This is a genomic window from Candidimonas humi (assembly GCF_019166065.1).
Classification (GTDB): domain Bacteria; phylum Pseudomonadota; class Gammaproteobacteria; order Burkholderiales; family Burkholderiaceae_B; genus Candidimonas; species Candidimonas humi.
The window spans coordinates 41,149-64,603 of the sequence record NZ_JAHTBN010000003.1 but is presented as its reverse complement, the minus strand read 5'-3'; the positions used below and the strand labels follow the sequence as shown (position 1 = coordinate 64,603).

At 63.8% G+C, this 23,455-nt stretch carries 22 protein-coding genes and 1 pseudogene; 7 read left to right on the top strand and 16 right to left on the bottom strand.

Features of this window, described 5'->3' with window-relative positions:
- Positions 1–81: 81 nt before the first annotated feature.
- The 6 genes and pseudogenes from KVP10_RS07230 to KVP10_RS07205 all read right to left on the bottom strand — a co-directional run bounded on the left by KVP10_RS07230 (position 82) and on the right by KVP10_RS07205 (position 3,917).
- Positions 82–1,287 carry a molybdopterin molybdotransferase MoeA gene (locus KVP10_RS07230; protein ID WP_217963904.1) on the bottom strand — a complete coding sequence of 402 codons (1,206 nt, stop codon included), beginning with the start codon at positions 1,285–1,287 and terminating at the stop codon, positions 82–84.
- A 155-nt stretch (positions 1,288–1,442) separates the two neighbouring features.
- Entirely contained in the window at positions 1,443–1,976 is a 534-nt protein-coding gene (moaB, locus tag KVP10_RS07225) for a molybdenum cofactor biosynthesis protein B (RefSeq protein WP_217963902.1), read from the bottom strand.
- A gap of 185 nt (positions 1,977–2,161) precedes the next feature.
- A pseudogene (locus KVP10_RS07220) lies at positions 2,162–2,614 on the bottom strand (molybdenum cofactor biosynthesis protein MoaE); the annotation flags it as partial.
- Positions 2,615–2,617: 3 nt separating this feature from the next.
- The gene (moaD, locus tag KVP10_RS07215) at positions 2,618–2,872 is read right to left on the bottom strand and encodes a molybdopterin converting factor subunit 1 (RefSeq protein ID WP_217963899.1); all 255 of its coding nucleotides are present in this window, start codon (positions 2,870–2,872) and stop codon (positions 2,618–2,620) included.
- Complete coding sequence (moaC, locus tag KVP10_RS07210; RefSeq protein ID WP_217963898.1) at positions 2,850–3,350, bottom strand: cyclic pyranopterin monophosphate synthase MoaC; 501 nt, start codon at positions 3,348–3,350, stop codon at positions 2,850–2,852. The genes moaD and moaC overlap by 23 nt, the downstream gene beginning before the upstream one ends.
- 174 nt (positions 3,351–3,524) lie before the next feature.
- Positions 3,525–3,917, bottom strand: coding sequence for a hypothetical protein (locus tag KVP10_RS07205; protein ID WP_217963897.1), 393 nt, complete (start codon positions 3,915–3,917; stop codon positions 3,525–3,527).
- A 376-nt stretch (positions 3,918–4,293) separates the two neighbouring features.
- On the opposite strand from KVP10_RS07205, the gene KVP10_RS07200 reads away from it, so the two are divergent.
- Positions 4,294–4,797, top strand: coding sequence for a peroxiredoxin (locus tag KVP10_RS07200; protein WP_217963896.1), 504 nt, complete (start codon positions 4,294–4,296; stop codon positions 4,795–4,797).
- A 78-nt stretch (positions 4,798–4,875) separates the two neighbouring features.
- Positions 4,876–6,228 (top strand): MFS transporter, encoded by a 1,353-nt coding sequence (locus tag KVP10_RS07195; RefSeq protein ID WP_217963894.1) that lies wholly within the window; start codon positions 4,876–4,878, stop codon positions 6,226–6,228.
- Positions 6,229–6,374: 146 nt separating this feature from the next.
- Here KVP10_RS07195 and KVP10_RS07190 read toward each other — a convergent pair whose 3' ends face one another.
- The 10 genes from KVP10_RS07190 to KVP10_RS07145 all read right to left on the bottom strand — a co-directional run bounded on the left by KVP10_RS07190 (position 6,375) and on the right by KVP10_RS07145 (position 15,772).
- On the bottom strand, positions 6,375–6,809 hold the full coding sequence (locus tag KVP10_RS07190; RefSeq protein ID WP_217963893.1) for a DsrE family protein: 435 nt from the start codon (positions 6,807–6,809) through the stop codon (positions 6,375–6,377).
- A gap of 138 nt (positions 6,810–6,947) precedes the next feature.
- Positions 6,948–8,657 (bottom strand): thiosulfohydrolase SoxB, encoded by a 1,710-nt coding sequence (gene soxB / locus KVP10_RS07185; RefSeq protein ID WP_217964487.1) that lies wholly within the window; start codon positions 8,655–8,657, stop codon positions 6,948–6,950.
- 212 nt (positions 8,658–8,869) lie between these two features.
- Positions 8,870–9,388, bottom strand: a complete 519-nt coding sequence (locus tag KVP10_RS07180) for a redoxin domain-containing protein (RefSeq protein ID WP_217963891.1) — start codon at positions 9,386–9,388, stop codon at positions 8,870–8,872.
- Positions 9,389–9,450: 62 nt separating this feature from the next.
- Positions 9,451–10,104, bottom strand: a complete 654-nt coding sequence (gene soxX / locus KVP10_RS07175; protein ID WP_217963890.1) for a sulfur oxidation c-type cytochrome SoxX — start codon at positions 10,102–10,104, stop codon at positions 9,451–9,453.
- Positions 10,105–10,115: 11 nt separating this feature from the next.
- Positions 10,116–10,940: a sulfur oxidation c-type cytochrome SoxA gene (soxA, locus tag KVP10_RS07170; RefSeq protein ID WP_217963888.1), complete on the bottom strand. Its 825-nt coding sequence runs from the start codon at positions 10,938–10,940 to the stop codon at positions 10,116–10,118.
- Positions 10,941–10,998: 58 nt separating this feature from the next.
- Positions 10,999–11,313 carry a thiosulfate oxidation carrier complex protein SoxZ gene (soxZ, locus tag KVP10_RS07165; protein WP_217963887.1) on the bottom strand — a complete coding sequence of 105 codons (315 nt, stop codon included), beginning with the start codon at positions 11,311–11,313 and terminating at the stop codon, positions 10,999–11,001.
- Positions 11,314–11,366: 53 nt separating this feature from the next.
- Positions 11,367–11,834 (bottom strand): thiosulfate oxidation carrier protein SoxY, encoded by a 468-nt coding sequence (gene soxY, locus KVP10_RS07160; RefSeq protein ID WP_217963886.1) that lies wholly within the window; start codon positions 11,832–11,834, stop codon positions 11,367–11,369.
- A gap of 165 nt (positions 11,835–11,999) precedes the next feature.
- Entirely contained in the window at positions 12,000–13,100 is a 1,101-nt protein-coding gene (locus KVP10_RS07155) for a c-type cytochrome (RefSeq protein ID WP_246600461.1), read from the bottom strand.
- A 163-nt stretch (positions 13,101–13,263) separates the two neighbouring features.
- Positions 13,264–14,658 (bottom strand): sulfite dehydrogenase, encoded by a 1,395-nt coding sequence (gene soxC / locus KVP10_RS07150; RefSeq protein ID WP_217963884.1) that lies wholly within the window; start codon positions 14,656–14,658, stop codon positions 13,264–13,266.
- Positions 14,659–14,893: 235 nt separating this feature from the next.
- A complete protein-coding gene (locus KVP10_RS07145) occupies positions 14,894–15,772 on the bottom strand; it encodes a LysR family transcriptional regulator (RefSeq protein ID WP_217963883.1) in 879 nt (292 codons plus the stop codon).
- Between the two features lie 221 nt (positions 15,773–15,993).
- Here KVP10_RS07145 and purB point away from each other — a divergent pair, with 221 nt between their 5' ends.
- The 5 genes from purB to KVP10_RS07120 all read left to right on the top strand — a co-directional run bounded on the left by purB (position 15,994) and on the right by KVP10_RS07120 (position 23,448).
- Entirely contained in the window at positions 15,994–17,322 is a 1,329-nt protein-coding gene (purB, locus tag KVP10_RS07140) for an adenylosuccinate lyase (RefSeq protein ID WP_246600529.1), read from the top strand.
- Between the two features lie 33 nt (positions 17,323–17,355).
- Positions 17,356–18,369, top strand: coding sequence for a Bug family tripartite tricarboxylate transporter substrate binding protein (locus KVP10_RS07135; protein ID WP_217963881.1), 1,014 nt, complete (start codon positions 17,356–17,358; stop codon positions 18,367–18,369).
- A gap of 58 nt (positions 18,370–18,427) precedes the next feature.
- Positions 18,428–19,810, top strand: a complete 1,383-nt coding sequence (locus KVP10_RS07130) for an MmgE/PrpD family protein (protein ID WP_217963879.1) — start codon at positions 18,428–18,430, stop codon at positions 19,808–19,810.
- 120 nt (positions 19,811–19,930) lie between these two features.
- Complete coding sequence (acnA, locus tag KVP10_RS07125) at positions 19,931–22,642, top strand: aconitate hydratase AcnA (RefSeq protein ID WP_217963877.1); 2,712 nt, start codon at positions 19,931–19,933, stop codon at positions 22,640–22,642.
- Positions 22,643–22,692: 50 nt separating this feature from the next.
- Positions 22,693–23,448 (top strand): TSUP family transporter, encoded by a 756-nt coding sequence (locus tag KVP10_RS07120; protein ID WP_217963876.1) that lies wholly within the window; start codon positions 22,693–22,695, stop codon positions 23,446–23,448.
- Positions 23,449–23,455: the final 7 nt, after the last annotated feature.

The window sequence follows — 23,455 nt, the reverse complement described above, 5'->3', positions numbered from 1 at the left end:
GTCTGGACAGCACGCCGGGCGGAGCCGCATACAGGCCCGCCCCTGCGCCTGGGGGATGCTCCCGTTTAAGCCGCTACGCCGCTATGCCAGCCAATGCCGGCAGTCGTAATACCTGAGCAGGTCGCCGTCGCGCACATCGGTATTGACCGGCACCCGGGCGAAACCCGTGGCCCAGGGCAGCGAGCTCACCACCCCCGACCCCTGGTTGCCGTAGGGCGTGACTTCGGCCACGCCGGTTTCGGATTCCTGCGCGCGCACCCGCAGGAATTCCTCGCGCGATTCGCGGAACACGCGGTCGCTGCGCAGGCGCGCCTGGCGCACCGGCGGCAGTATCGCCGCGCGCCCCTGCATGGCGCGAATCAGGGGCGTGACCAGCAAGGTAAACACCGTATAGGCCGACACCGGATTGCCGGGCAAGCAGACGATGGGCTTGTTGCGTGCGTGCGCCAGGGCCACGGGCTTGCCGGGCTTCATGCATACCCGCCACAGGTCCAGGGTGGCGCCGGCCTGCTCGATGGCGGGCTTGACCAGGTCTTTCTCGCCGACCGACACGCCGCCTACCGTCAGCACCAGGTCGCAGTCCTTGATCAGCATCTTGAAGGCCTTGCGCACCGAGACATCGGTATCGACCGCATGCAGCACGTGCAGCACCTGCGCGCCCAGCCCATCGACCAGCGAGGCCAGCATGGGGCCGTTGGAGTTGTAGATCTGCGCCGGCGCCAGCTCGCGGCCGGGGAAGACCAATTCGTCGCCGGTGGTCAGGATGCCCACGCGCAGGCGCGGAAACACCTCGAGCTGGCCCACGCCCTGCGCGGCCAGGGCCGCGATCTGCGCCGCCCCGAGCACGGTTCCGGCCTCCAGCACCGTGCCTCCCTGCTGCATGTCTTCGCCGCGCTTGCGCACGTGCGACCCCGCCTTCGGCGCCTCGCGGATCTCCAGCATGTCGTCGGCTTCGGTGCAGTCTTCCTGCATGACCACGGTATCGGCGCCCTCGGGCATCACGCTGCCGGTGAACAGCCGCGTGGCCTGGCCCTCGCGCAGGGGCTGCGGGCGCTGGCCGGCATAGCAGCGTTCCTGGATGGGCAGGCGCCGGCCGGGCTGGTAATCGGCGTAGCGGATCGCGTAGCCGTCCATGGCGCTGTTGTCGGCCGGAGGCAGATCCAGCCTGGCCGTAACGGCATGCGCCAGGACGCGCCCCGCGGCCAGGTGCAGCGGGCATTTCTCGGTATGGGTCGGGGCCTTGCCGGCTTGGGCGAGGCGGGCCTGGGCGGTATCGAAGTCGAGCATGAGAGATGAATGAAAAAGACGGAGGTTGAGATCGTAGATCGAAAGCTAAAAGCCGAAAACTGAAAGCCGAAAGCTGAAAGCCGGACACCAGGTGCCGGCCGGCGGGCCGAAGGGCATTGCGGCCGGGCCGACCGGCCCGGGATGCCCACGCGGAACTATCGCGCGGCCAGCAGCGCCTGGAAGTGGCTGCCGAAGTTGCAGGGGCGATGCGTGCTGTCCAGTTGCTCGCGGATAATGCCCTCCCAGGCGGTCTTGCAGGCGCCGGTCGAGCCCGGCACGCAGAAGATCAGCGTGTTGTTGGCCGATCCCGCGAAAGCATCGGACTGCAGCGAAGAAGAGCCGATTTCCAGGAACGAAAGGTGGCGGAACAATTCCCCGAACCCGGCGATCTGCATGTCCAGCAAGGGGACGATGGCGGCAGCCGTGGATTTCTGGTGCGTGTAGCCCGTGCCGCCGTTGGTGATGACGATCTGTATGCCGGGGTCGGCGATCCAGTCACTGAGGATCTTGCGGATCTGGTAGAGATTTCCTGAACTCAGCGCACGCGCCGCGCAATGATGGCCGGCATCCTGCAGGCTCTGCGTCAAATAATCGCCGGAGGTATCGTCGGCGGCCGTGCGTGTATCGGATATGGTAAGAACCGCGCACTCCAGCGAGATCCTGGGCTTGTCGGCGGATGCTTTGCTCACGATGAGGTTTCCTTGGTCGGGGATGTTGCGGTCCGGGACGCCCCGCTTCGGGAGCCTGCAACCGCCGATGCCGTGGCCTGGGATGCCATGCCCTGCCGCTTGGCGGCTCCGGCTCCGGCTCCGGCCTCAGCGGCCTCAGCGGCCTCGGCGGCTTCTGCCGGCGTCGCCGCGGGCCCGGATGCCGCCGGGTCCTCGCCCCACTGCGCAGTCTTGTCGGCGTCCGCCTGATGCTGGCTTACCCAGAAGCTGTCGCCGTCGGCCAGGTTCTCGCGTTTCCAGAAAGGGGCGCGGGTCTTGAGGGCGTCGATAATGTACTCGCAGGCACGGAAGGCGTCGCCGCGATGCGCGCTGGCCACCGCCACGAACACGATCTGCTCTTTATGGCGCAATTCGCCAACCCGGTGCACGACCAGGCTTTCCAGCACCTGCCAGCGCGCGCCGGCCGCGGCGCAGATAGCCTCGATCTCGCGCTCGCACATGCCCGGGTAGTGCTCGAGGAACAGGCTGCGGGTGGACGCGTCCTGCGCGTAGTCACGCACATATCCGGTAAAGGTGACAATGGCGCCCGCCGCATGGCGCCGGCGCAATTCCGCCTGCAGGCGCGCCGAGTCGAAATCGGCTTCTTGCACAATGACCATGGGCTAGCCCCCCGTGACGGGCTCGAACACCGCCACCTCGTCGCCCGCCTGGATGGAGGCGTGATGCGCGACGTGGCGCTGGTTGACCGCCAGGCGCAGGCGCGACACCGGCGCGAGCTGCGGATAACGGGCCTCGAGCTCGCGCAGCCAGTCGGCGCCGCTGACGCTGCGCGGCAGCGGCCAGGATTCATGGCGCGTGCCAGTCAGTTCGGCCACTTGCGCGAAATACAGGACCTTAATTGCTGCTGCGCCACTCACCGCTCTTGCCTCCGGATTTATAGGCCAGCCGCACCGTCTCGATGACGATGCCCTTGTCGGCGGCCTTGCACATGTCGTAGATAGTAAGGGCGGCGACGCTGCAGGCCGTCATGGCCTCCATTTCGACGCCCGTCTTGTAGTCGCTGCGGCAAGTGGCGCGGATGGTGACCGCATGCCCTGCTTCGTCCAGCGAAAATTCGATTCCCGCGAAACTGAGCGGCAGGCTGTGGCACAGGGGGATCAGCTCGGCGCAGCGCTTGGCCGCCATCACGCCCGCCACATTGGCGGTGTTCAGCACCTCGCCCTTGCCGTTCTCGCGCGCGGTCAGCAGCCGGTAGGCCTGCGCGCTCATGCGCACGCGCCCTTCGGCGATCGCCGTGCGCTGCGTCGCAGCCTTGCTGCTGACGTCCACCATGCGGATGTGTCCGGATTCGTCCAGATGGCTGAGGACGGGTTCGGCGGCTTCGGCTTGATTCATGGAAAATTCGGGTCGGTTCGGCGCGTGGAACCCCGGCATGCCGCGCAAGGCGGGCCGGGGGCGTGTCATGACCCTATGATAATACGCAATGCCGATGGGCGTGGCGCAGGAAAACCCGGCCGCGGCGCAATGGCGCCGGGGCCGGGCCGGCTAGGCCGGCCACACCGGTCAGCGTCAGACGTCCAGCGCGTCCTTGACGCTTTCGTAGCCGATGATCTTGTCGCGCTGGAAGCCGTCGATGAGCGACTGGCCCTTGGCGCGGGCCAGGGCGACGCGATCGGACACCAGGCGGCGGCCTTCGTTGGCGCCCAGGTCGAACAGGGCGTCGAAGCGCTCCATGCGCATGCCGTGCTCGGCCGCATAGCGCGTGAGATGGCTGCGGGCGGTGTTGCGGTGTTCGTCGAGGTCGTCTTCGCTGACGCCCAGCGCATCGGCCGCGCCATTGGTGGCGCCGGAGATCAGGACCCACTGGTCCAGGGTAGTGTCGGCATCGCGAGCCGGCGCCGCATAGGCGCTGCCCAGCAAGGCCATGGAAAGAATGGCGGCGGAAAGTTTCGGTAGTATCACGTGGACCTCCGTCAGTGTGGTGCCGGCCGGTAGGCGCGGCATTGGGCTGTGTGCCCGGGCGCCGCCCCAATATGGTGCCGTAGCGCCCGACCGACCGGGCGGCTGTGCCGGCACTCCGGCGCAATGGTCACCATTGTCCGCAAGAAGTATTTCCGAATCATTGCCGAAGGTGGGCCCAGGCGTTTGAAAATGTATCAATACCGTATCGGGCCCTGCGCCTACGCGCCGCGGCACAAGCCGTCCTGCACCGCCTGCGGTTTCCGGCAAAATGGCGCGGCCCTGCTTGCGGCGGTATGTCAGCGAGCCCGCCGGCCTCGTCGTATGATTATGTTTTCAGGCCCCGGCGGCCATTTATTCGAACCCACAGGAGCATCACATGACGATCAAGGCTGGAGACCACGTACCCGACGCAACGCTGGCGGAATTCATCGAAACCGAAACCGAAGGCTGCACGCTGGGGCCCAACAGCTTCAAGGTGGCCGATCTGGTCAAAGGCAAGACGATCGCGCTGTTCGCGGTGCCCGGCGCCTTTACCCCCACGTGCTCGAACCAGCACCTGCCGGGCTACATCAAGCTGGCCGACCAGCTCAAGGCCAAGGGCGTGGATGAAATCTGGTGCGTGGCCGTCAACGATGCCTTCGTCATGGGGGCCTGGGGCCGCGACCAGGGCGCCCAGGGCAAGGTCCGCATGATGGCCGACGGCAGCGCCGAATGGACGCGCAAGCTGGGCCTCGAACTCGACCTGACGGCGCGCGGCCTGGGCGTGCGTTCGCGGCGCTATTCCGCGCTGCTGAAAGACGGCGTAGTCGAGCAACTGAACCTGGAAAATGGCGGCGAATTCAAGGTAAGCGACGCGGCCACGCTACTGTCCCAGCTTTGAGTCCGAGCCGGCCCGCCCGGGCCGCCGCGCGCGCAGGATCCTGCGCGCCGCCTCCCTCAGCCCTGCGGTAGCCGCCCAATGTTCAAGTCGGTCACCTCGTTTTTTTCTCTCTATCTGGCCATCCTGCTGCTGCAATCCGGCGCGGGGCTGTTCAATACGTATATCGGCCTGCGGCTGACGGCCAGCGCCGTGTCCGAGGTCTGGGTAGGCGCGCTGATCGCGGCCTACTACGCCGGGCTGGTGTTCGGCGCGCGGATCGGCCACAAGCTCATCATCCGGGTCGGCCATATCCGCGCCTACGGGGCCGCCGCGGCCGTCGCCACCGCCACGGTGCTGGCCCAGGCGCTGGTCGACAATCTATGGGTCTGGCTGGCCTTCCGCTTCGTCGCCGGCATTGCCATGGTCACCCAGTTCATGGTGATCGAAAGCTGGCTGAACGAGCAGACCGAAAACCACCTGCGCGGACGCATATTCGCCTTCTACATGGTGTTCTCGGGCGCCGGCACGGTGTCCGGCCAGTTGTCGCTGACCCTGTTCCCGCACCTGAACTACGAGCCGCTGGTGTTCGTGGCCATCTGCATGTCGCTGTGCCTGGTGCCCATCGCGCTCACGGGCCGGGTCCACCCGGCGATCCAGAAGCCGGCGCCCATCTATATCAAATATTATCTGGCGCGCGTGCCCATGTCGCTGCTGGTGTTTTTCGTGGCCGGCAACATCAATGGCGCCTTCTATGGGCTGGCGCCGGTGTACGGCGCCAAAGTGGGGCTCAGCAACAGCGAGGCGGCCGTCTTCCTGGCGGTGGCGGTGGCCGCGGGCCTGGCCTCGCAATGGCCCATGGGCTGGCTGGCCGACCGGGTCAACCGGGCCGGCCTGATCCGCATCAATGCCGTGATGCTGCTGTTGCTGACACTGCCCCTGTGGGGCTGGTGGCAATTCCCCTTCTGGGTCCTGCTGCTGTTCTCGGCGGCCTACGGCATATTGCAGTTCACCATGTATCCGCTGGGCGCGGCATTCGCCAACGACAACGTCGATCCGGAACGCCGCGTCGGGCTTTCCGCCATGCTGCTCATGGTCTATGGCGTGGGCGCCTGCCTGGGCCCGCTGTTCGTGGGCTTGCTGATGCGCCACATCAGCACGGGCATGTTCTATGTGTTCGTGTCGTGCTGCGCCCTGGTGCTGGTGGCTTTCGTGCGGCCGCGCAAGGTGACCGGGGCTCACCTGAGCCAGGATGCGCCGACCAATTTCGTACCCATGCCCGACAGCCTGCAGGCCTCGCCGGTGGCGGCCGAACTCGACCCGCGGGTCGACGTGCAAAGCGATATTTCGCGCGACCCCATACTGGAACAGACCGACGGCGAGACGCCGGTCAGCGACGAAGCTCCGGCCGCCGGCACCGAAACCCCGGCCGCATCGACGGCGACGGGCTCCTGAGGCCGGCGCCCGCCCCGGGCGGCGCATGCAGCGGCGCCGCCCGGGACCGATGCATCAAGGCCCTCGATGTGCCACGGCTTGAGGTGCCAAGGCTTGAGATGCCACGGCTCGATGTACCAAGGCTCGATGTACCAAGGCTTGATGTATCAAGGCTTGATGTATGCGTAGCCTTCGTTTTCCAGTTGGGTGATGCGCACCACGCCGGAAGGCGTGAAATTGGCTTCCATGACGAAGTCGTCTTTCTTCAGCTTGCGGTTCTTCATCGTGACTTCGCAGACTTCGAAGTCGACGCCGCGCGCCGCCAGCGCCGAAATCAGCGGATCGACCTTGGCCGCATCCTTGTAGTTGCTCATCATGAAGTCCACGCCCTTCGCATTGCTCACCACGACGATCTTGGTGTTCGGCGCGACGTCGAGATGGTTGCGGATGTTGCGCAGCCCCCCCAGCGCCTGATGCTCGGCGTCGGAAATGTGATAGACCACGCGCGGCACCTTGGCGCCCTGCGCGTCCGCGCCGCGGGCCACGCCGGCCAGGCCCAGCATGCTGGCGGCGACGATGAAAGTCAGAATCTGCTTGATCATGATTTGAACTCCGGATTGTTGCGGTAGGAAAATGATTGTGTCACGCCAGATCGGCCAGGCATGGCTTCCCTGGAAGCGCTGCCGCCCCAGGAATTGCCCTTGCCATGCCGCGATCCGGCGCAAACAGTAAGAAAAAAATCACACGCTGCCCTGGTTGCCCTGCATGCCCTTGACCACGGGCTCGTTCAGGGTCAGCTTGCCTATGGTCTTGTGGGCGCGCAGGTGGCGCGCCACCACGTCCCATATCGGCTCGCCCTTGGCGCCCTCGGCCACGGGCGCCCAGCCCGCCACCTTGTATTTCTTGTCCGCCTCTATCGGCTTGCCGTTCAGGTTCATGTCGCCGATGCGGCTGCCGGCGGGCTTGTTGGGCTCTATGCTGTAGCGCAGGCCGCCCACGCGCACCATGTCGCCGCCCTGCTGGTAATAGGGATCGGGGTTGAACAAGTTGTCGGCCACGTCCTCGAGCACGGTCTTGATCTGGCTGCCGGGCATTTCGGTCACGGTGGTGTACGGGTAGGTGATGGCGGTCTGGTCCATGAGGTTTTCCATGGTGATCGTCGCGCCCGGCAAGAGGCTGGTGCCCCAGCGGAAGCCCGGCGAAAAGCCGATCTCGGCCTCTTTCTCGGCCATCAAGGCATCGAGGATGAGCTGGTCGAAGGTGCCGTTGAAATTGCCGCGCCGATACAGGGTTTCGTCGGTCACGGCCAGGGCCTCGGCCAGCTTGGCCGCATACGGCTCGCGCACCTTGTCGATCAGCGCCGCCATGGCCGGATCCGCATCCAGGTAGTTGGCGAAAACAGGCATGAGCTTGTAGCGGAAATCCGATACCTTGCCGTTCTTCACGTCGAAATCGAGCACGGCCAGGAACTTGCCGTTGCTGCCGGCGTTGGTGACCAGGGTCTTGCCGCCCGCATTGGAAACCACCACCGGCTCGGGCACGCCGTCGTGGGTGTGGCCGCCCAGGATTGCGTCCAGCCCGCGCACGCGCGAGGCCAGCTTCAGGTCGACGTCCATGCCGTTGTGCGACAGCAGCACCACCGCCTGGGCGCCCTTGCCGCGCACCTCGTCGATGACCTTCTGCAGATGCTCCTCCTGGATGCCGAAGGTCCATTCCGACACCATGTAGCGCGGATTGGCAATCGGCGTATAGGGAAAGGCCTGGCCGATCACGGCCAGCTTCACGCCGTTCATCTCGCGCATCGTGTATGAGGGGAACACCGCATCGCCGAAATCCGCCGTCTCGATGTTCTGCGCGATGAAATCGATCTTGCCCTTGAAGGCGCCTTCGACCACTTCCTGCACGCGCTGCGCGCCCAGGGTGAATTCCCAGTGCGCCGTCATGATGTCCACGCCCAGTTGCAAGCTGGCATCTATCATGTCCTGCGCCTTGGTCCATAGCGCGGTGGCCGAGCCTTGCCAGGTGTCGCCCCCGTCCAGCAGCAGCGCCCCGGGGCGCCCGGCCTTCAGGCGGCGTACCAGCGTGGCCAGGTGCGCGAAGCCCCCGACCTTGCCGTATTGCCGCGCGGCCTGCTCGAAATCCAGGCAGGTATAGGCGTAGGCCTGGGCCGAGCCCGGCGCAAAGCCGTAATGCTTCAGGAAATAATCGCCCACCAGGTGCGGCGGCTGGTTGCGTGCGCCCGCCACCCCGAGATTGACGCTGGGTTCGCGGAAATAAATGGGCAGCAACTGCGCATGGCAGTCTGTGAAGTGCAGCAGATGCACATTGCCGAAGCGCGGCAGGTCGTAGAACTTGGCGGCGGCCTGTTCCGCGGCGCGCGCCGAATTCGAGAGGCCCATGCCTCCCGCGGCGGCAACGGCAAGAATCTGCAGGAATTCACGGCGATTGATCATGTATGGCTACTCGCAGGTTGTGCTGATTGCTGGATGGAGAAACGGCCGCCGCGGCTGCGGCGCCCCCGCCGGGCTTGCCGCCCGGGCGCGGTCGATGCCGGCATCCGCATGCGCCGCACCGGCATGGAAGACGGCAGTTGCTTGCGCATCGCCGCGGCTGCCGGGCATGGCGCTACGAACACCGGCCGATGCAGGCCAGGCGCTTGCGGCTACCCGGGCTTGCCGGGCGCGTACTTGATCAGGTCCAGGACGTCTTCCTCGAACATCTCGCCGGGTATGACCTCGGCGATCTTGCCGTCGGCCTTGATCACGAAAATCTGGGGAAGCACCCTGCGCTTGCCGAACAGGCCACGCAGTTCGGGCGTCTCCATGGCGACCGGGAAGGTATAGGAATGCTTGCTCACGTAGTCGCGCGCCGCGGATTCTTTGCGGTCTACGCTGACGGTGAGGATTTCCAGGCCCTTGCTGCGCGCCAGCGGCACGAGCTTCTGCAAGTACGGATTCTGGCGCGCGCAGAACGGACACCATGAGGCCCAGTACTCCACGATCAGCGGCTTGCCGTGGTAATAATCGGCGGGCAAGTGGCGCCCGTCGAGCAGCGTCAACGCCGGCAGTTTTACGGTGTCGCCCACGGCGGGCTCGGCCCGCAGCGCCTTTGCCGGCAACAGGCCGGTTACCGCAATTGCTGCGCCGGCAAGCAATAGCCGGACGGAACTTCTGGGCCACATGATGGATGCTCTGGATGCTATGACTGGGAAATGCCGGGCCGCAGCGGCGGCCCGGCCAGGGCTCAAGGCTTGACCGTGTCGTCGTTGACCGGCGACTTTGGATCGAACAACAAGGCCATGACGTTCTTCATCTGGGCTTCGGTCAGGATGCCCGCAGCCCCGAAGCGCGGCATTACCGAGCAGGCGCTATAGGCATGGGAGTTGTAGATCTTGGCCCAGGTGTATTCCACGACCTTCGGGGAATCGCCGCGCAGCTTGCCGTAATGCAGCAGCGACGGGCCGATATTGCCGTAGGAGATTTCCGCCTTGGTCATCTGGTGGCAGGCGTAGCAGTTGCCGCCGCTGGGCGCGCCCGGCTTGTCGGAAAACTGCAAGCCCTTGCCGCTCTGGGCGGTCTTCTCGCCGGCCTTCCAGTCGCCCAGGTACTTGCCGTCGGCGGGCGCCTTGACGCTGGCCAGGGCTTCTTTGGTGATGGCTTCTTCCTGCTGCTTGCTCAGGGGCTTGCCGGTCAGGCCTACTTGGGAACAGGCGCGCTGCATGGCCGACTGATCGAAGCGGTCGAGCTTGGCCACGCCTTTTTCGCTGAAAGACGCTTTCAGCTCGGCCACCAGGGCGTCGTGATCGTTCTTGGCCGCATGTTCGGCCGCCAGGGCCGGGGCGCCGGCCGCGGACAGGACCAGCGCGGCTGCAAATGGTGCGAATATCATTTTTTTCATGTGGGTTCCCCTCAGCGTTTCAGACCGGGCGCGGCCATTTCGCCGCCCTTGGCATTCACACCCAGGAATACCGTGAGATCGATCGAAGCCTGCGAGCCGTATTTCAGGACAGGCATGCGCTGCTGGCGGAAGCAGTCCTGCAAGCGCCATTGCATGGTGCGCAGGGCGCCCTGCGAAACGCGATAGGCCGGCCACGAGGAATAAGCGGCGCGCGCCGGACCCTGCTTGGTCAGGTTGGGCAGGTCTTGCAGGCGAATGCGCTGGCCGTCGGCGCCATGGCACGAGGCACAGGAGAAATCATAGGGCCCGCCGCGGAAGAAGAAGATCTCTTTGCCGCGCGCATAGGCTTCGCGTTCCTGCTTGTGGCTTTGCGGAACTTCGATTTTCATGCCCTTGGACTTGTCCACCACGTAGCCCACCAGCGATTCCATGTCGGAGGAATATTCGCCCGACTTGGAAATGGCGTGCTTGATGATGTCGTCGCGGTCCAGCCCCTGCAGATTGACCATGCAGTACAGCAGGCGCGACTCGAGGTCCATGACCTTGCCGGTGTCCTTGAAGTAGCGCGGCAGGTGCGCATAAGCGCCCTTGACCACGCCGGGACCCATGCCCAGGTCGCATTTCTCGAGCGTAGCTTTCTTGGGGCCGCGCTTTTCTTTCCAGAGATCTTCGCCCGTCATGACGATGAGGTCGGCCGGGTTGCCCCCCTCGCCCAGCATCTGGCGGTATTGCTCGATGCCCTGCTCGGCGCTGGAAGCGGATTGCTGCGCCGCGCCGGCTGCAAATACTGCGCAGCCTGACACCAGGGCCAGTGCGCTCAAGACTATTCTTTTCATATTGGCTTCTCCCGAGGTCGGATGTGCGCCAAGCGTAGCGCCGTCCGCTCCCCTCCGTCTAGCGGATTTCTGTTGTATCGCTACGGCTTTCGCCCTCGTTGTCTTTCCAGGCGATGGTGAGCTTGTCGCCCTTCTTGCCACCCTTGAACTTGAACGACAGGAACGGGTCGCGCGACACGGCCGGGCCCCATTGAGCGCTCAGCACGGTCTTGTCATTGCATTTGGCCTCTACCACGTCGATGAAGTGCGCCGGGATGATCTTGCCCGAGCTGTCCTTGCGCTGGCCGGTTTCCATGATGTGGCTCATGAGTACCTTGACTTCGGTCACGCCGTCTTTCTCGACGGCGCGTATGCGCATTGGTCTGGTTGCCATGTGTGTTCTTCCTTTATGTTCAGATCCAGTGACTGGGTTGGTCGGGGGCCGCCTCAGCCGCCGCAGCCGCCCAGCGTCACCTTGACGTTCTTGTGTGCGGTGTAATACTTGCCGTCGGCCTTGACCAGCGCATAAATGTCGGACGTCTTGCCCATCTTGATGCGGGTGGCGATATCGGGCAGAGAGCCCTCGGGCAGATCGAACAAGGCCGACAGCGCGTTAGGATTGTTGGGCACCAGGATGGCGATCTGCGTGGTCTTGGGCAGCTTGCTGACCACGCCCACGGGCACCACAGCCCCGTTCTCGGCGATGTCCGGCGCCACCAACGTGACGTCGGCGCTGTCCGCGGGCGCGGAGCCATTGAGCGCCTTGACCACGTCATCGACGGAATGGCCGTCGAACGCCTGCTTGTTCCATTGTTCCTGCGCCGCGCGCGCCTCTTCGGGGCGCAGCACCCCGGCAGCCACGGCCAGCCCCAGTACCGTACCCAACCGCAGTACGTCTCTACGCTGGTGATTCATATGGTTTAACTCCTCTTTGAGCGAAATTCGAATTTTGAGCGAATTCATGATGTTTTGAAACAGCCTGGCTGCAAAAGACCGTAAAAAAGCCGTTATTGCGCGTCCGGGCCGCGCGCGCAAAGCATCGGCGCCGGGGCGGGCAACATCCCGCCCGCGCACGCCCCGCTACTGCGCAGCATGGGCGCCTGCCAGGATCCATTCGAGCATGGTCTTCAGGTCGGCCTCACCCAGGTCGGGGTGAGGCGGCATCGGTATGCTTCCCCAGACTCCGCTACCACCGTCGCGGACTTTCTTAGCAAGTTTTTCGATAGCATAACCCTGTCCTTTATATTTTTTGGAAATATCTATAAAAGACGGGCCCAGAACCTTCTTGTCCACCGCATGACAGGCAGTGCAGCCGTTGGTTTTCAGCAGTTCCTGGGCCTTTTGCCCATCCGCCGACGCCACGCTCGTGCCGGACGCCTGGCCGGAGGCAGCGGCCTGGCCGGTAGAGCCTTGGCCGGAGGCGGCCGCCGGCTTGGCGCCGTCCAGCCCCAGGGCGCTGCGGGCATACAGCTGCGCAACCGCCGCATTCTGTGCGGGCGTCCCGGTCGGCGCCGGCTTGAGGGTATCGGCGCCGCGCACCGGCCCGACGATGCGCATCTGCGTCGCCAAGTCGCCATTGGAATTGCGCGCATAGGCCGGCAGGCTGGAAGCGACCTTCACATCCGGCATACAGTCCTTCATGCAGGCGGTATTGTGGGTATCGGGCTTGCCGTTGACATCCCACATGCCTTTCCAGAACACCATGCCATTGCGATTGGGCATGCGCGCCTGCACCTCGGCGATGTTCTTGTCCGACAAGGTATAGTCTTCGGGCACGATTTCCGCCAGGTTCAGCAGATAGGCCAGCACGGCGTAGACGTCATCGGGCTTGAGCGACTTGGGCTTGTTCCAGGGCATGGCCCGGTAGATGAAATCCCACATCGTGGAGATCGTGTCGACCTTCATGAAGGTGGTGCGCACCGGCTGGGCAGGGCTGAGCAGCGAAGCGACATGGCCGGTCTTGATGTCTTCGTCGGTGGTGCCGCCGACGATGGGAGTAAAGACCTCGTTGCTTTCGCCGAACGTGCCATGGCACGAGGCGCAGGTGGAGTCCCAGATGGTATTGCCGCGCTCGACGGTACCGCTGCCCGGCGGCAGGCCCTTGAAGTCCGGACGCACATCGATGTTCCAGGCCTGCAATTCGGCGGGCGTGGCCTCCCGGCCCAGGCTGAAGGCATTCATGGCGCCGGAACCCGGAACCGCGGCATGGGCCACGCGGGGCCCCGCTGCCGCAGGAGCCGCGGCGGCGCCGTGGCCGCCCGTTGCGGCCGGCGCCGCAGATGCTGCACCCAGGGCCGCGGTACACGCCAGGCCTGCCAGTAGCGCGGCGCGAGCCGCCGCCGTTCTACTCCACGTGTACATTGAAGACCTCCCCGGTGTCGGCCACTTGCCAGGACTGGATGGCATTGTTGTGATACGTGGAACGGGTGCCGCGCACCGCGTGCAATTGCCCGTAGCGGGGCTGCACGAAGCCGGTGCTGTCCATGGCGCGGCTCTGCAATATGGCGGGAGAGCCATCCCAGACCCAATCGATGTTGAAGCGGGTCAGGCACTTGTCGAGGATGGGGGTTTCGAGGCGCGCGGTCCTCCAGTTGCGGCCGCCGTCGAAAGACACGTCGACCTGCTTGATCTTGCCGCGGCCCGACCATGCCAGGCCACTGACGTTGTAGTAGCCCTTGCCCATCAGCATCTGGCCGCCCGAAGGGCTGGTGATGACGGACTTGCACTCCTGGATCGAGGTGTACTGGCGCAGCATGCCATCGGGCATGAGGTCGACATAGGCCGAGGTTTCGTTCATGGCGTTCCAGGGCTGGTCGCCGACCTTGATGCGGCGCAGCCACTTGACCCAGGACACGCCCTGCACGCCCGGCACGACCAGGCGCAGCGGATAGCCGTTCTCGGGGCGCAGCATCTCGCCGTTCATGGCCCAGGCCACCATGACATCGTCGAGCGCGGCCTCCATGGAAATGGTGCGAGTGGTGCTGGACCCGTCGTTGCCTTCGGCCAGGACATACTTGCCGTTCTTGAGGTCGGCGCCGCAATCGTCGAGCAGCACCTTGAGAGGCACGCCGGTGTATTCGCAACAGGACAGCATGCCGTGCGTGTATTGCACGGTGGGCACGGCGGCATTGCCCCATTCCATGCCGGTGTTGGCGCCGCACTCGATGAAGTGGATGCGCGATACCGAGGGCATGCGCATCAGGTCGTCCATGGTGTAGACCTTGGGCTCCTTGACCATGCCGTTGATCATGAAGCGGTGCTGGTCGGGGTCGATGTCGACCCAGCCCTGGTGGTGGCGCTCGAAATGCAGCCCATTGGGGGTGATGATGCCGAAGAAGCCCTGCAGCGGGGCGAAGGCTACGGAAGCCTGCGCGGTCTGGGTCAGGCCGGGCGACTGGCGGCGCTGCAGGTTGGCCTCGTATTTGGACGGCACGCCGTAGGGATGGAAGGCCACGGGATGGCCGAGCATGGTGCTCCAGGGACGCGGCTGCAGGATCATGGGATCGCCCTGCGCAGCCTGGGCGGCCGCCCCGGCCGCAGGAGTAGCGGCAAGCGCGCGGCCGGCGGCGCCCGCGGTCAGGGCCGCGCCGGCGGCCAGGAAGCTCTTACGCAGGAAGCCACGGCGGGTTTCGTCCATGCCGTGCGCGCAGATTTCGTTGATGAGATCGCCAGAAACAAACCCCTCGGGCGCCTTGCGTAGCCGCCCCGCGGGAACGGGCGGACGGTCGTTGGTGCTCACTGATTTACCCTCTTTCTATATCTCTTTTAATAATATATTAATAACCAAGAGATCTAATTAGGGGAAATCCCGATCGGTGATTTTCCCTAGGGACAAGGGAACCGGGGTCTGCAATAGATGGAAAAATCGTTTGTTCGTGCCGCTCGCCGGCGCGGCCCCCATAACAGGCACGCTGCACACTTGTGGCGTGGCCCGCCCCTGCGGGCCCCCTTGCCCGCTGGCACCGCAAACAAGTTCAGGACTCGCCGGTCAGCGTCGTGATAACGCTCAGCAACTGGGCGATGATGTGCGATTTGACGTGGGACTGCCGCTCGACCAGCCCGACAATGCGTTGGAAGCCTTCGATTTTCGTGTAGGACACCCGTCGGTTATGCGACAGGACCTGACCCCGGATAACCGGCAAGATCGAAACGCCAAGCTCGAACTCCACAGCGGCCAGCACGGCAGGCTGAGAACTCAGTTCCATGGCCGGAAACGCGCTTAATCCCGCGGACGAGAGCCAATTGTCGATAAAGCGCCCGAGCCAGGTGTTGCGGTTCAGCGCGATGTACTCCGCCTTCTGGAGCGCCTCGTCTATGGTCCGGTAGTGGGTGGCGGCAGACTGCACCAGAGCTATCGGCTCTTTGTACAAGGGGTGGATGATGAGGCCCGAAGGCAATCCGTAGGGCGGCATATTGATTACCGCCGCATCCAGCGCCCCCGCCTCGACTTTGGAGACCAGTTCGGACGACAGGCCGCTGGAGACCTCAATTTTGAGCTTCGGGTTCTCTCGCTTGATCCTGTTGAGCACCGCAGGGAATATCCCCACCAGCACGGTGTTTATCGCCCCTATGGACAGCCTGCCGTGCAGGCTCCCGAAGTCCGAAAAATGCAGAAGCTCCTCCTGCACGGACAGCATCTTCTCGGCGATGGGAATGAGGCGCAAACCGTCTGGAGATAGCGCCAGGGAACGCTTCGTGCGCAGGAACAACGGCACCCCCACGCGCTCCTCCAGCAACTTGAGCTGCGCGCTGACCGCGGCGGCGGACAGGTGTATTTCCTCTGCCGCGCCCGCAATCGTTCCTCGCTTGTGAAAGGCCAGAAAGGCCTGAAGCGCACGCAAACTCACAGTCATGAACCCATCCCCTCATGCGTCATGCGGATTGCTTCCCGGGTTTGCTTCGAACATCACAATTTCCGAGGCTGAGCAACGATTATTCCAGGCCTATCGAGACCGCAGACACCTTAACATGGCTTGAACAGGGCGGCGACTACAACACATTTTAAAGACCAGGACAAATATCGCTCGGTGTCGAGCCAGAAACAGGAGGACATGTGGCCAGTTCCGTATTTGATATGCAGTGCTTGCAAGACAACTGGAGCACTGCCGAGCTCCGGCGGATTTTTTCGGAGCAAGCCCGGTATGAAAAGTGGCTCATGTTCGAAGCGGCGCTCGCAGCCGCTCAGGCGGAGCTGGGAATGGTCCCGCAGGCTGCCGCCGTGGAAATCGGCGAGCACTGCAGGATCGAGAACCTCGACCCGGCCGCCATCGCGCAAGAAGTACGGCGCATCAAACACCCTCTCGTTCCAGTGCTGCGACACATTCAGGCAAAGTGTTCCGGAACCAGCGGGGAATGGCTGCATTTCGGCGCGACGACCCAGGACGTCGTGGACACCGGTACGGTGCTGCAACTGAAAGACGCACACGCAGTCTTCGTCCGGGATATCGCACGCGTGCAAGCGGAATTGAACAGGCTCGCACTCGAGCACCGGGACACGCCCATGGTCGGCAGGACACACGGCATACAAGCCCTGCCCATCACTTTCGGGCACAAATGCGCGATCTGGTCGGACGAAATGCGGCGCCACGCGCAACGCTTCGAACGCTCGGGGGAAGCCGTGTTGACGGGAATGGTTGCCGGCGCCGTGGGCAGCCAGGCGTCCATGGGCGAGCTCGCCAAAGCGGTGGAAGACGGCACGCTCAAAAGGCTGGGGCTGCACAGCCCCCTGATCAGTTGGGCGCCGGCGCGCGACCGATTCACGGAATATGCGCTGAACATAGCGATGCTCGGGGCCACGCTCTCGAAGATCGCCAATGAGCTGTTCAATATGCAACGCAACGAAATAGCCGAAGTCGAGGAAATTTTCTCGGAAGGCAAGGTCGGATCGTCGACCATGCCGCACAAGCGCAACCCCGTGCTGTCGGAAAACATCGCGGGGCTGTCCAGGACGCTGCGGGCCAACGCATCATTGATGCTGGAAGGCATGGTCCAGGAGGGCGAGCGCGATGGAATCTCCTGGAAGGTCGAATACAAGGCGCTGCCGGAGTGCTGCATGATCCTGGGGGCCATGCTGGCCCAGTCCATCATGCTGCTCGGCGGGCTGCGTGTGGACCGGCAGGCCATGGGCAGGAACATCGGGCTGCTGAAAGGATATTTGCTTTCCGAAAGAGTCATGCTCGAAGTGGGCCGCCGGGTCGGAAAGCAGACGGCCCACGAGTGGGTGTACGAGGCGTCCATGGCCGGCCTGGAACAAGGCCTGGATTTCTCGACCGCGCTGCGTGCGCACCCGCGGCTGTCGCAAGCATTGACGCCCGAGCAAATTGAAGAACTCACCGATCCCAGCCATTACCTGGGGGCTTGCGGCGCGGCTGTCGATCGAGTGCTCGCATCGCAAAACCAGTAACTACATCCAATAAATAACTTACAGGAGACATACATGAATCTAGCAAACAAGGGCGCGGCGTTCCGGCTGGGCCGGATTACGCGACGACATGTCTGCGCATTGCCATTTCTGCTATTGAGCGTGGCTGGCTTTCCCCACACGGCGGCCGCGGACACTTATCCAAACCATCCCATCAAGCTGATCGTCAGTTTTCCGCCGGGAGGCGGGACCGATCTGTATGGACGCTTAATCGCCCATGCAATGGAAAAGACACTGCACACAAGCATCGTAGTGGAAAACCGCCCCGGCGCGGCCGGCACTATAGGCACGGCCATGGCGGCACGCGCAGCGCCCGATGGCTATACGCTGCTGCTGGCGCAGACCGGGCTGATGTCCGTGGCACCCTCGGTTACCCCTGAGCTGGTGCCTTATAAGACGCCTGGCGATTTCGCCGCCATCGGTCTTATCTCGGAAGTCCCCTACGGCCTTTTTGTCGCAGCCAACTCGAGCTTTCATTCCGTACAGGATCTGATCGGCTACGCAAAAACGCACAAGGCTTTCTATGCTTCCTCGGGCAGGCATTCCACGACCAATGTCGCAATGGAGTGGCTGAACAGGCATTACGGAATGGACATGACCGAGGTTGCATACAAAGGCGGCGGCCCCGCTACGATGGACTTGATTGCCGGACGCGTCTCCACCTATTTTTCACCCGTATCGCCGCTGATGTCCCAGGTACGCCAAGGAACCTTGCGACTGCTTGCGGTTACAGGGGAGCATCGCATAAAAGCAATGCCGAATATACCCACTCTCAAAGAGCTAGGGGTCAAGACTGATTTTACGCAGTGGTACGGATTAGTGGCACCCAAAGGAACGCCCGAAAAAATTCTGGACGTGCTGGCCAACAGCCTACGCTCAGCCTTGGACGATCCAAAGCTGCAAGAATTGATCGAACAAGACAATGCCACTACCCGTGTGTTGTTGTTGAAGAATTTCAAAGACTATATGTCCGCGGATGTAGAGAAATACAGGATGATCGCCTCCAAGATTCCCAAAGACCGTTTATGACAGCGTGTGGTGTTACGCCCCGGACAATTTCCTACTGGAAAAATACAAGAGAGGCAGAATGTCATCGCTACCGGAAGCCAGGCTGTGCCGCTATCTCGAGGCTTTATCCACTCGCGACTGGCCCGCACCAACTCGGCATCGTCTAGGCCTGGCATTGGGCGACTGGATTACCGCGGGCTGGTCCGGCGCCTTGCTGCCGGCCGCCGCGAAAATACGGCAAATGGCCCAGGAATGTTTTCCGGGAAAGGGCTCTGCGGCAATGTTCGGGGACGCGGGCGGGGTTTGTCCGCCGGCCGCGGCATATGCCAACGCCGCCATAAGCCACCTGCGCGAGGTCGACGACGCGCATCGCGGCGCCATGCTGCATCCGGGGATCGTCGCAATTCCGCCCGCCCTGGCGCTAGCCGCGCGGGACAAAATCACACGGGGGCGAGTGCTGGCCAGCATCGCCGCAGGATACGAAACGGCGCTGCGTGTGGGCGAAGCATTAGGGCCGGCACATTCCGGCCGTTTTCACGCCACAGCCACTGCCGGAACCCTGGGCGCCGCGGCGGCCAGCGCCGTGGCGCTGGGACTCGACGGCGCCCAGTTGCATGCGGCCCTCGGAATAGCCGCGACGCAGGCCGCGGGCTCGTGGCAGTTCTTCGACGATGGCGCCCACGCATCCAAGGCCCTGCACCCCGCATTCGCGGTACGTAACGGCATGGCCGCGGCCGCAGCAGCCAAAGCGGGCTTCCCCGGAGCCCGGGCCTTTATCAGCGGCCCGCGCGGCCTGTACGCGCTGCTTCATGGAGACGGCCCCCTGGAGGCCCTGGACCGGGACCTTGGCCACGGCGACAAAATATGCGAAGCAACCATAAAAGCCTGGCCCACGTGCGCACAGATGTTCACGGCGCTGGATGCCGCGCGCGCCCTATATATGCAAGGAGGATGGCATGCAACGGAAGTCGAGCGCGTAGAGGTAAGGATTTTCGGCCAGGCGTTGCGTATTGCCGGGGTGGCCTGGCCGGATTCTCCGGCAGCGGCGCCGTTTTGTATTCCGTACTGCCTGTCGAAAGTGCTCCAGGCCGGGGTTATCCGCATGGAGGACATCGAAAGCCCCAGCCCTCAAGACCCCGGGCTTCAAGAGTGGCGGCAACGCATTGAAATCCTCCCGGAGGAGGTTTACTCGCGGGCGTTTCCATACCTGCGCCCGAGTACCGTCACCTTGCATTTGCGGGATGGACGCTCGATCAGCCAGACGCGTGAAATACGGCGAGGCGATCCCGAAGACCCCTACGAATGGGACGGAATGCGCGAGCGGGCGGAAATGTTCGCGCCGCAACTGGATCGGGAGCATATCGACCGGATCTTCGCCTGGTGCCGAGACGTGGCCGCCGGTGACGGCCGGGCCGCGATTGCCCTGCCCGATTGGCTGTGGGCCACCGGCAGGCGCCAATAACCCCGCACCCGCGGCTTGCCGATAACGCCCATGTCGCAATGATGCCGAGCGTAGCCGCGCGGCCATTGGCTACGCCGGAAATACGGCGATACACGGATCGACCTCGAAACCTACCCTGCCATGAGCCTTTCCTCATCCTCTTCATACCTGTCCAGCAAGCAGCCGTTTCCCGGACACGATGACCTGTATTACTACGACATCGCGCGAGGCGCGGCATGCTTCGGCAAGGCGGTCGATCATCTTCCCGTGTGCTTGCGCATTCTGCTCGAATCCTTGCTGCGCCGGCACGACGGGTCGACCATCACGGACTCCCATGTGCGAGCACTGCTCGATTGGCAACCGGGCTCGGCGCAATCGGCGGAGATCCCTTTTTTCGTCGCGCGCGTCCTGCTGCAGGACAACACCGGCGCACCCCTGTTGGCAGACCTGGCGGCGCTGCGGCACGCGATTACGAATGCGGGGCTGTCTCCCGGGCTGGTGGAACCGACCATCCCTGTGGACCTGGTGGTCGACCACTCCGTCAGTGTCGACTACTACGGCAACAGCCAGGCCTTGGAAAAAAACCGCCGTCTTGAATTTGCAAGAAATGGGGATCGCTATAGTTTCTTCAAATGGGCCTCGGCCGCGTTCGAAACATTGAGGGTAATACCTCCCGGCCACGGGATCCTGCACCAGATCAACCTGGAGTACCTGGCCCCGGGCATACACCGACGCGGCGAACTGGTTTTCCCTGACAGCCTGGTCGGCACCGACAGCCACACCACCATGATCAACGCCGCGGGAATCATAGGTTTGGGTTGTGGAGGCATCGAGGCGGAGGCCGCCATGCTGGGCGAACCGGTCTACCTGGCCATGCCGCGCGTTACGGGGGTGGAATTGGTGGGCCGGTTGCGCCCCGGCATCGGAGCGACCGACTTGGCGCTGTCTCTTACCGAACGGCTCCGGCAGGTCGATGTCGTAGGGCAATTCGTCGAATTCTTCGGGCCTGGCGTTGCCTCGCTGGCCATTGCCGACAGGGCTACGGTCGCCAATATGGCCCCCGAATACGGCGCCACCATAGGCTTCTTTCCTCCCGATCAAAAGACCCTGGAATTTTTCCTTGCGACGGAACGCGACCCGGCCCAGGTCCAGCTCATGCACGACTACCATGTGCTGCAGGGCACATTCGGCGCGGCGAACAACAAGGTGCGATACAGCCGGCACGTAGTCGTCGACCTGGCGACGATCGCGCCCAGCCTCGCGGGTCCGAGGCGACCGCAGGACAGGGTTGCCCTGGGCGAAATGCGCCGGCGCTTTCTCGACGCTTTCCCTCAGCCTCCGCAAGTGCAACCTGCTCCCGGCACGGACGGCGCCGGCCATGCGCGGGACCCCGCAGCACCTGGGCCGAGACACGGAGACGTGGTGCTGGCGGCCATCACGTCCTGCACGAACACGTCCAATCCCGCGGCCATGATTACCGCCGGCCTGCTGGCGCGAAATGCCGTGCAAGCCGGCCTGAGCGTGGGCCACCGGGTCAAGACCTCCCTCGCGCCCGGATCCCTGGCAGTAGCGTCGTACCTTCGGGACGCCGGGCTGCTCGAACCGCTGGAACAACTGGGCTTTCACATCGCCGCCTTCGGCTGCACGACCTGCATCGGCAACTCGGGGCCACTCCACCCGGAGGTCCGTCGCGCGATCCTTGCCGACCGTATGATTTTTTCCAGCGTCCTTTCGGGCAACAGGAACTTCGACGGACGGATCCACCCCGATCTGCGCGCCAACTATCTCGCCTCCCCCGCTTTGGTGCTTGCCTATGCGTTGGCCGGAACCGTGCTCGTCGACCTGCAGTCGGAGCCCATCGGCCGGGGAACAAAAGGCCCCGTCCATTTATCGGACATCTGGCCGGCTGCCGACGAAGTCGAGGCTATGGTCTCGCACGTATTCCAACGGCCGGCCTTCCTGCCCATGCGGCGCGAGCTGGACGTGTCCGGCGACAGTCAGGAATGGAGCGCGCTGCCCGCCCCCCAGGGGCCGAACTACGATTGGCCGCGGTCGACCTATATTTCCCGGTCGCCGTTCTTCGACTCGATAGGCCCGACAGCCCCGCCGCTGCGGGACATCCGCGGAGCGCGCATTCTCGGCATATTCGGCGACGGCTTTACCACCGAGCATCTCATACCGGCGGGCCCCATCGATCCGCGATCGCCTGCCGCGACATGGTTGCAGGAACAAGGCGTCCCCGTAGAAGAACTTCACTCTTACGGCGCACGCCGCGGCCACCATGAAGTCACGGTCCGCGGCATGTTCGCCAATCCCTGGATCGAGAACCGCATCATGTCCATCCTGCGGCCCGGCTCGCCACACCGCAACAACACCGTCCTGCAGCCCCAGGGCGCGGAGGCGGGGCTGTATAGCGTAGCCGTGCATTACCGCGACACCGGGGTCGACACCGTGATAATTGCCGGAGACAACTACGGCGCGGGCTCGTCCCGGGATTGGGCGGCCAAGGGAATACGCCTGCTCGGGATACGAGCCATCGTCGCCAAGAGCTTCGAACGTATCCACTGCAGAAATCTCATCGGCATGGGCGTCCTGCCCATCTGTTTCCTGGGCAATGACAACGCCGCGACTCTCGGCTTGCGTGGCGACGAGCGCATAGATCTGCTCGACCTCGAAGAAGGAATCGAGCCTCGAAAACAAATCCGGATGATTATCACCCGGCCCGACGACAGCCGGACGGTGCACGCGGTTCAGCTTTGCCTGGAGAACGCCGCGGAACTTGCTTACTACGCTCAGGGAGGTATTCTGCCCGCCATTTTCCGCAAGCTCTTGAACCGGGCTCGAGCATCCTGACCCACCTCGTAACAACCAAGACACGCCATTAAGACCAAGGCCGCAACCCTATGCAGACATATGTCCTTTTTTTGCTGTTCTGTGCCATCGCAGTCTATGCGCAAGTGATGACGGGCTTCGCCCTCGCGCTGATATTTCTCGGCCTCATCGGAGCAACCGACATCGTTCCGCTGCCCGACGCCGTCAACGCCGTCACGGTGATCATCATCATCAATTCCTGCATATTCCTCTATCGCCGGCGCGCGCTGCACTTGAACCGCGAGCTCTGGTCGGCGCTTTTCACAAGCTTGGCAGGCGCCGTCGCGGGCATTGCCCTGCTGACATGGCTGGCCGGCAGTTCCTATCAAGTCCTGCGGATAATTCTTGGAGTCAGCATCATCTTGTGCGCGCTGCTGCTGTGGCGTACCGCAAAACCGCTGGAACGCACCTCGGGCCAAGGCGCATTCCTGTCGGCGGGCAGCCTGGCGGGTGTGCTGGGCGGCATGTTCGCCGCCCCCGGCCCCCCGCTCGTGTACATCATGTACCGGCAGCCGTGGCCGATGTCCCGCATACAGGAATCGCTGATATTCCTGTTCGGCGCGGGGTCGGTCTTGCGGCTGGCCATCGTTGCGTTCTCGGGTCAGTTCACGCCCGAGTCGATGCGCCTGACCCTGATCGCCACGCCGGTAGTGATCCTCGTTACGTGGGTAGCGGCACACCAGAAGCTGCCCTTTTCCGCCCATGTCATGAAGAACATCGTCAGCGTACTGCTGATCGCCTCGGGAACCATCATGTGCGCCTCGGCGATCAGTATCCTGATGCATTGAGCGCGAA

Coding starts and splice junctions, on each gene's coding strand:
- KVP10_RS07155 (WP_246600461.1), bottom strand. CDS start 13,100: ATGAATGCCTTCAGCCTGGGCCGGGAGGCCACGCCCGCCGAATTGCAG.
- soxZ (WP_217963887.1), bottom strand. CDS start 11,313: ATGGCAACCAGACCAATGCGCATACGCGCCGTCGAGAAAGACGGCGTG.
- KVP10_RS07135 (WP_217963881.1), top strand. CDS start 17,356: ATGAATCTAGCAAACAAGGGCGCGGCGTTCCGGCTGGGCCGGATTACG.
- KVP10_RS07145 (WP_217963883.1), bottom strand. CDS start 15,772: ATGACTGTGAGTTTGCGTGCGCTTCAGGCCTTTCTGGCCTTTCACAAG.
- KVP10_RS07120 (WP_217963876.1), top strand. CDS start 22,693: ATGCAGACATATGTCCTTTTTTTGCTGTTCTGTGCCATCGCAGTCTAT.
- soxA (WP_217963888.1), bottom strand. CDS start 10,940: ATGAAAAGAATAGTCTTGAGCGCACTGGCCCTGGTGTCAGGCTGCGCA.
- purB (WP_246600529.1), top strand. CDS start 15,994: ATGCAGTGCTTGCAAGACAACTGGAGCACTGCCGAGCTCCGGCGGATT.
- moaC (WP_217963898.1), bottom strand. CDS start 3,350: ATGAATCAAGCCGAAGCCGCCGAACCCGTCCTCAGCCATCTGGACGAA.
- KVP10_RS07190 (WP_217963893.1), bottom strand. CDS start 6,809: ATGATCAAGCAGATTCTGACTTTCATCGTCGCCGCCAGCATGCTGGGC.
- acnA (WP_217963877.1), top strand. CDS start 19,931: ATGAGCCTTTCCTCATCCTCTTCATACCTGTCCAGCAAGCAGCCGTTT.
- KVP10_RS07200 (WP_217963896.1), top strand. CDS start 4,294: ATGACGATCAAGGCTGGAGACCACGTACCCGACGCAACGCTGGCGGAA.
- KVP10_RS07130 (WP_217963879.1), top strand. CDS start 18,428: ATGTCATCGCTACCGGAAGCCAGGCTGTGCCGCTATCTCGAGGCTTTA.
- soxY (WP_217963886.1), bottom strand. CDS start 11,834: ATGAATCACCAGCGTAGAGACGTACTGCGGTTGGGTACGGTACTGGGG.
- KVP10_RS07180 (WP_217963891.1), bottom strand. CDS start 9,388: ATGTGGCCCAGAAGTTCCGTCCGGCTATTGCTTGCCGGCGCAGCAATT.
- KVP10_RS07230 (WP_217963904.1), bottom strand. CDS start 1,287: ATGCTCGACTTCGATACCGCCCAGGCCCGCCTCGCCCAAGCCGGCAAG.
- KVP10_RS07195 (WP_217963894.1), top strand. CDS start 4,876: ATGTTCAAGTCGGTCACCTCGTTTTTTTCTCTCTATCTGGCCATCCTG.
- soxX (WP_217963890.1), bottom strand. CDS start 10,104: ATGAAAAAAATGATATTCGCACCATTTGCAGCCGCGCTGGTCCTGTCC.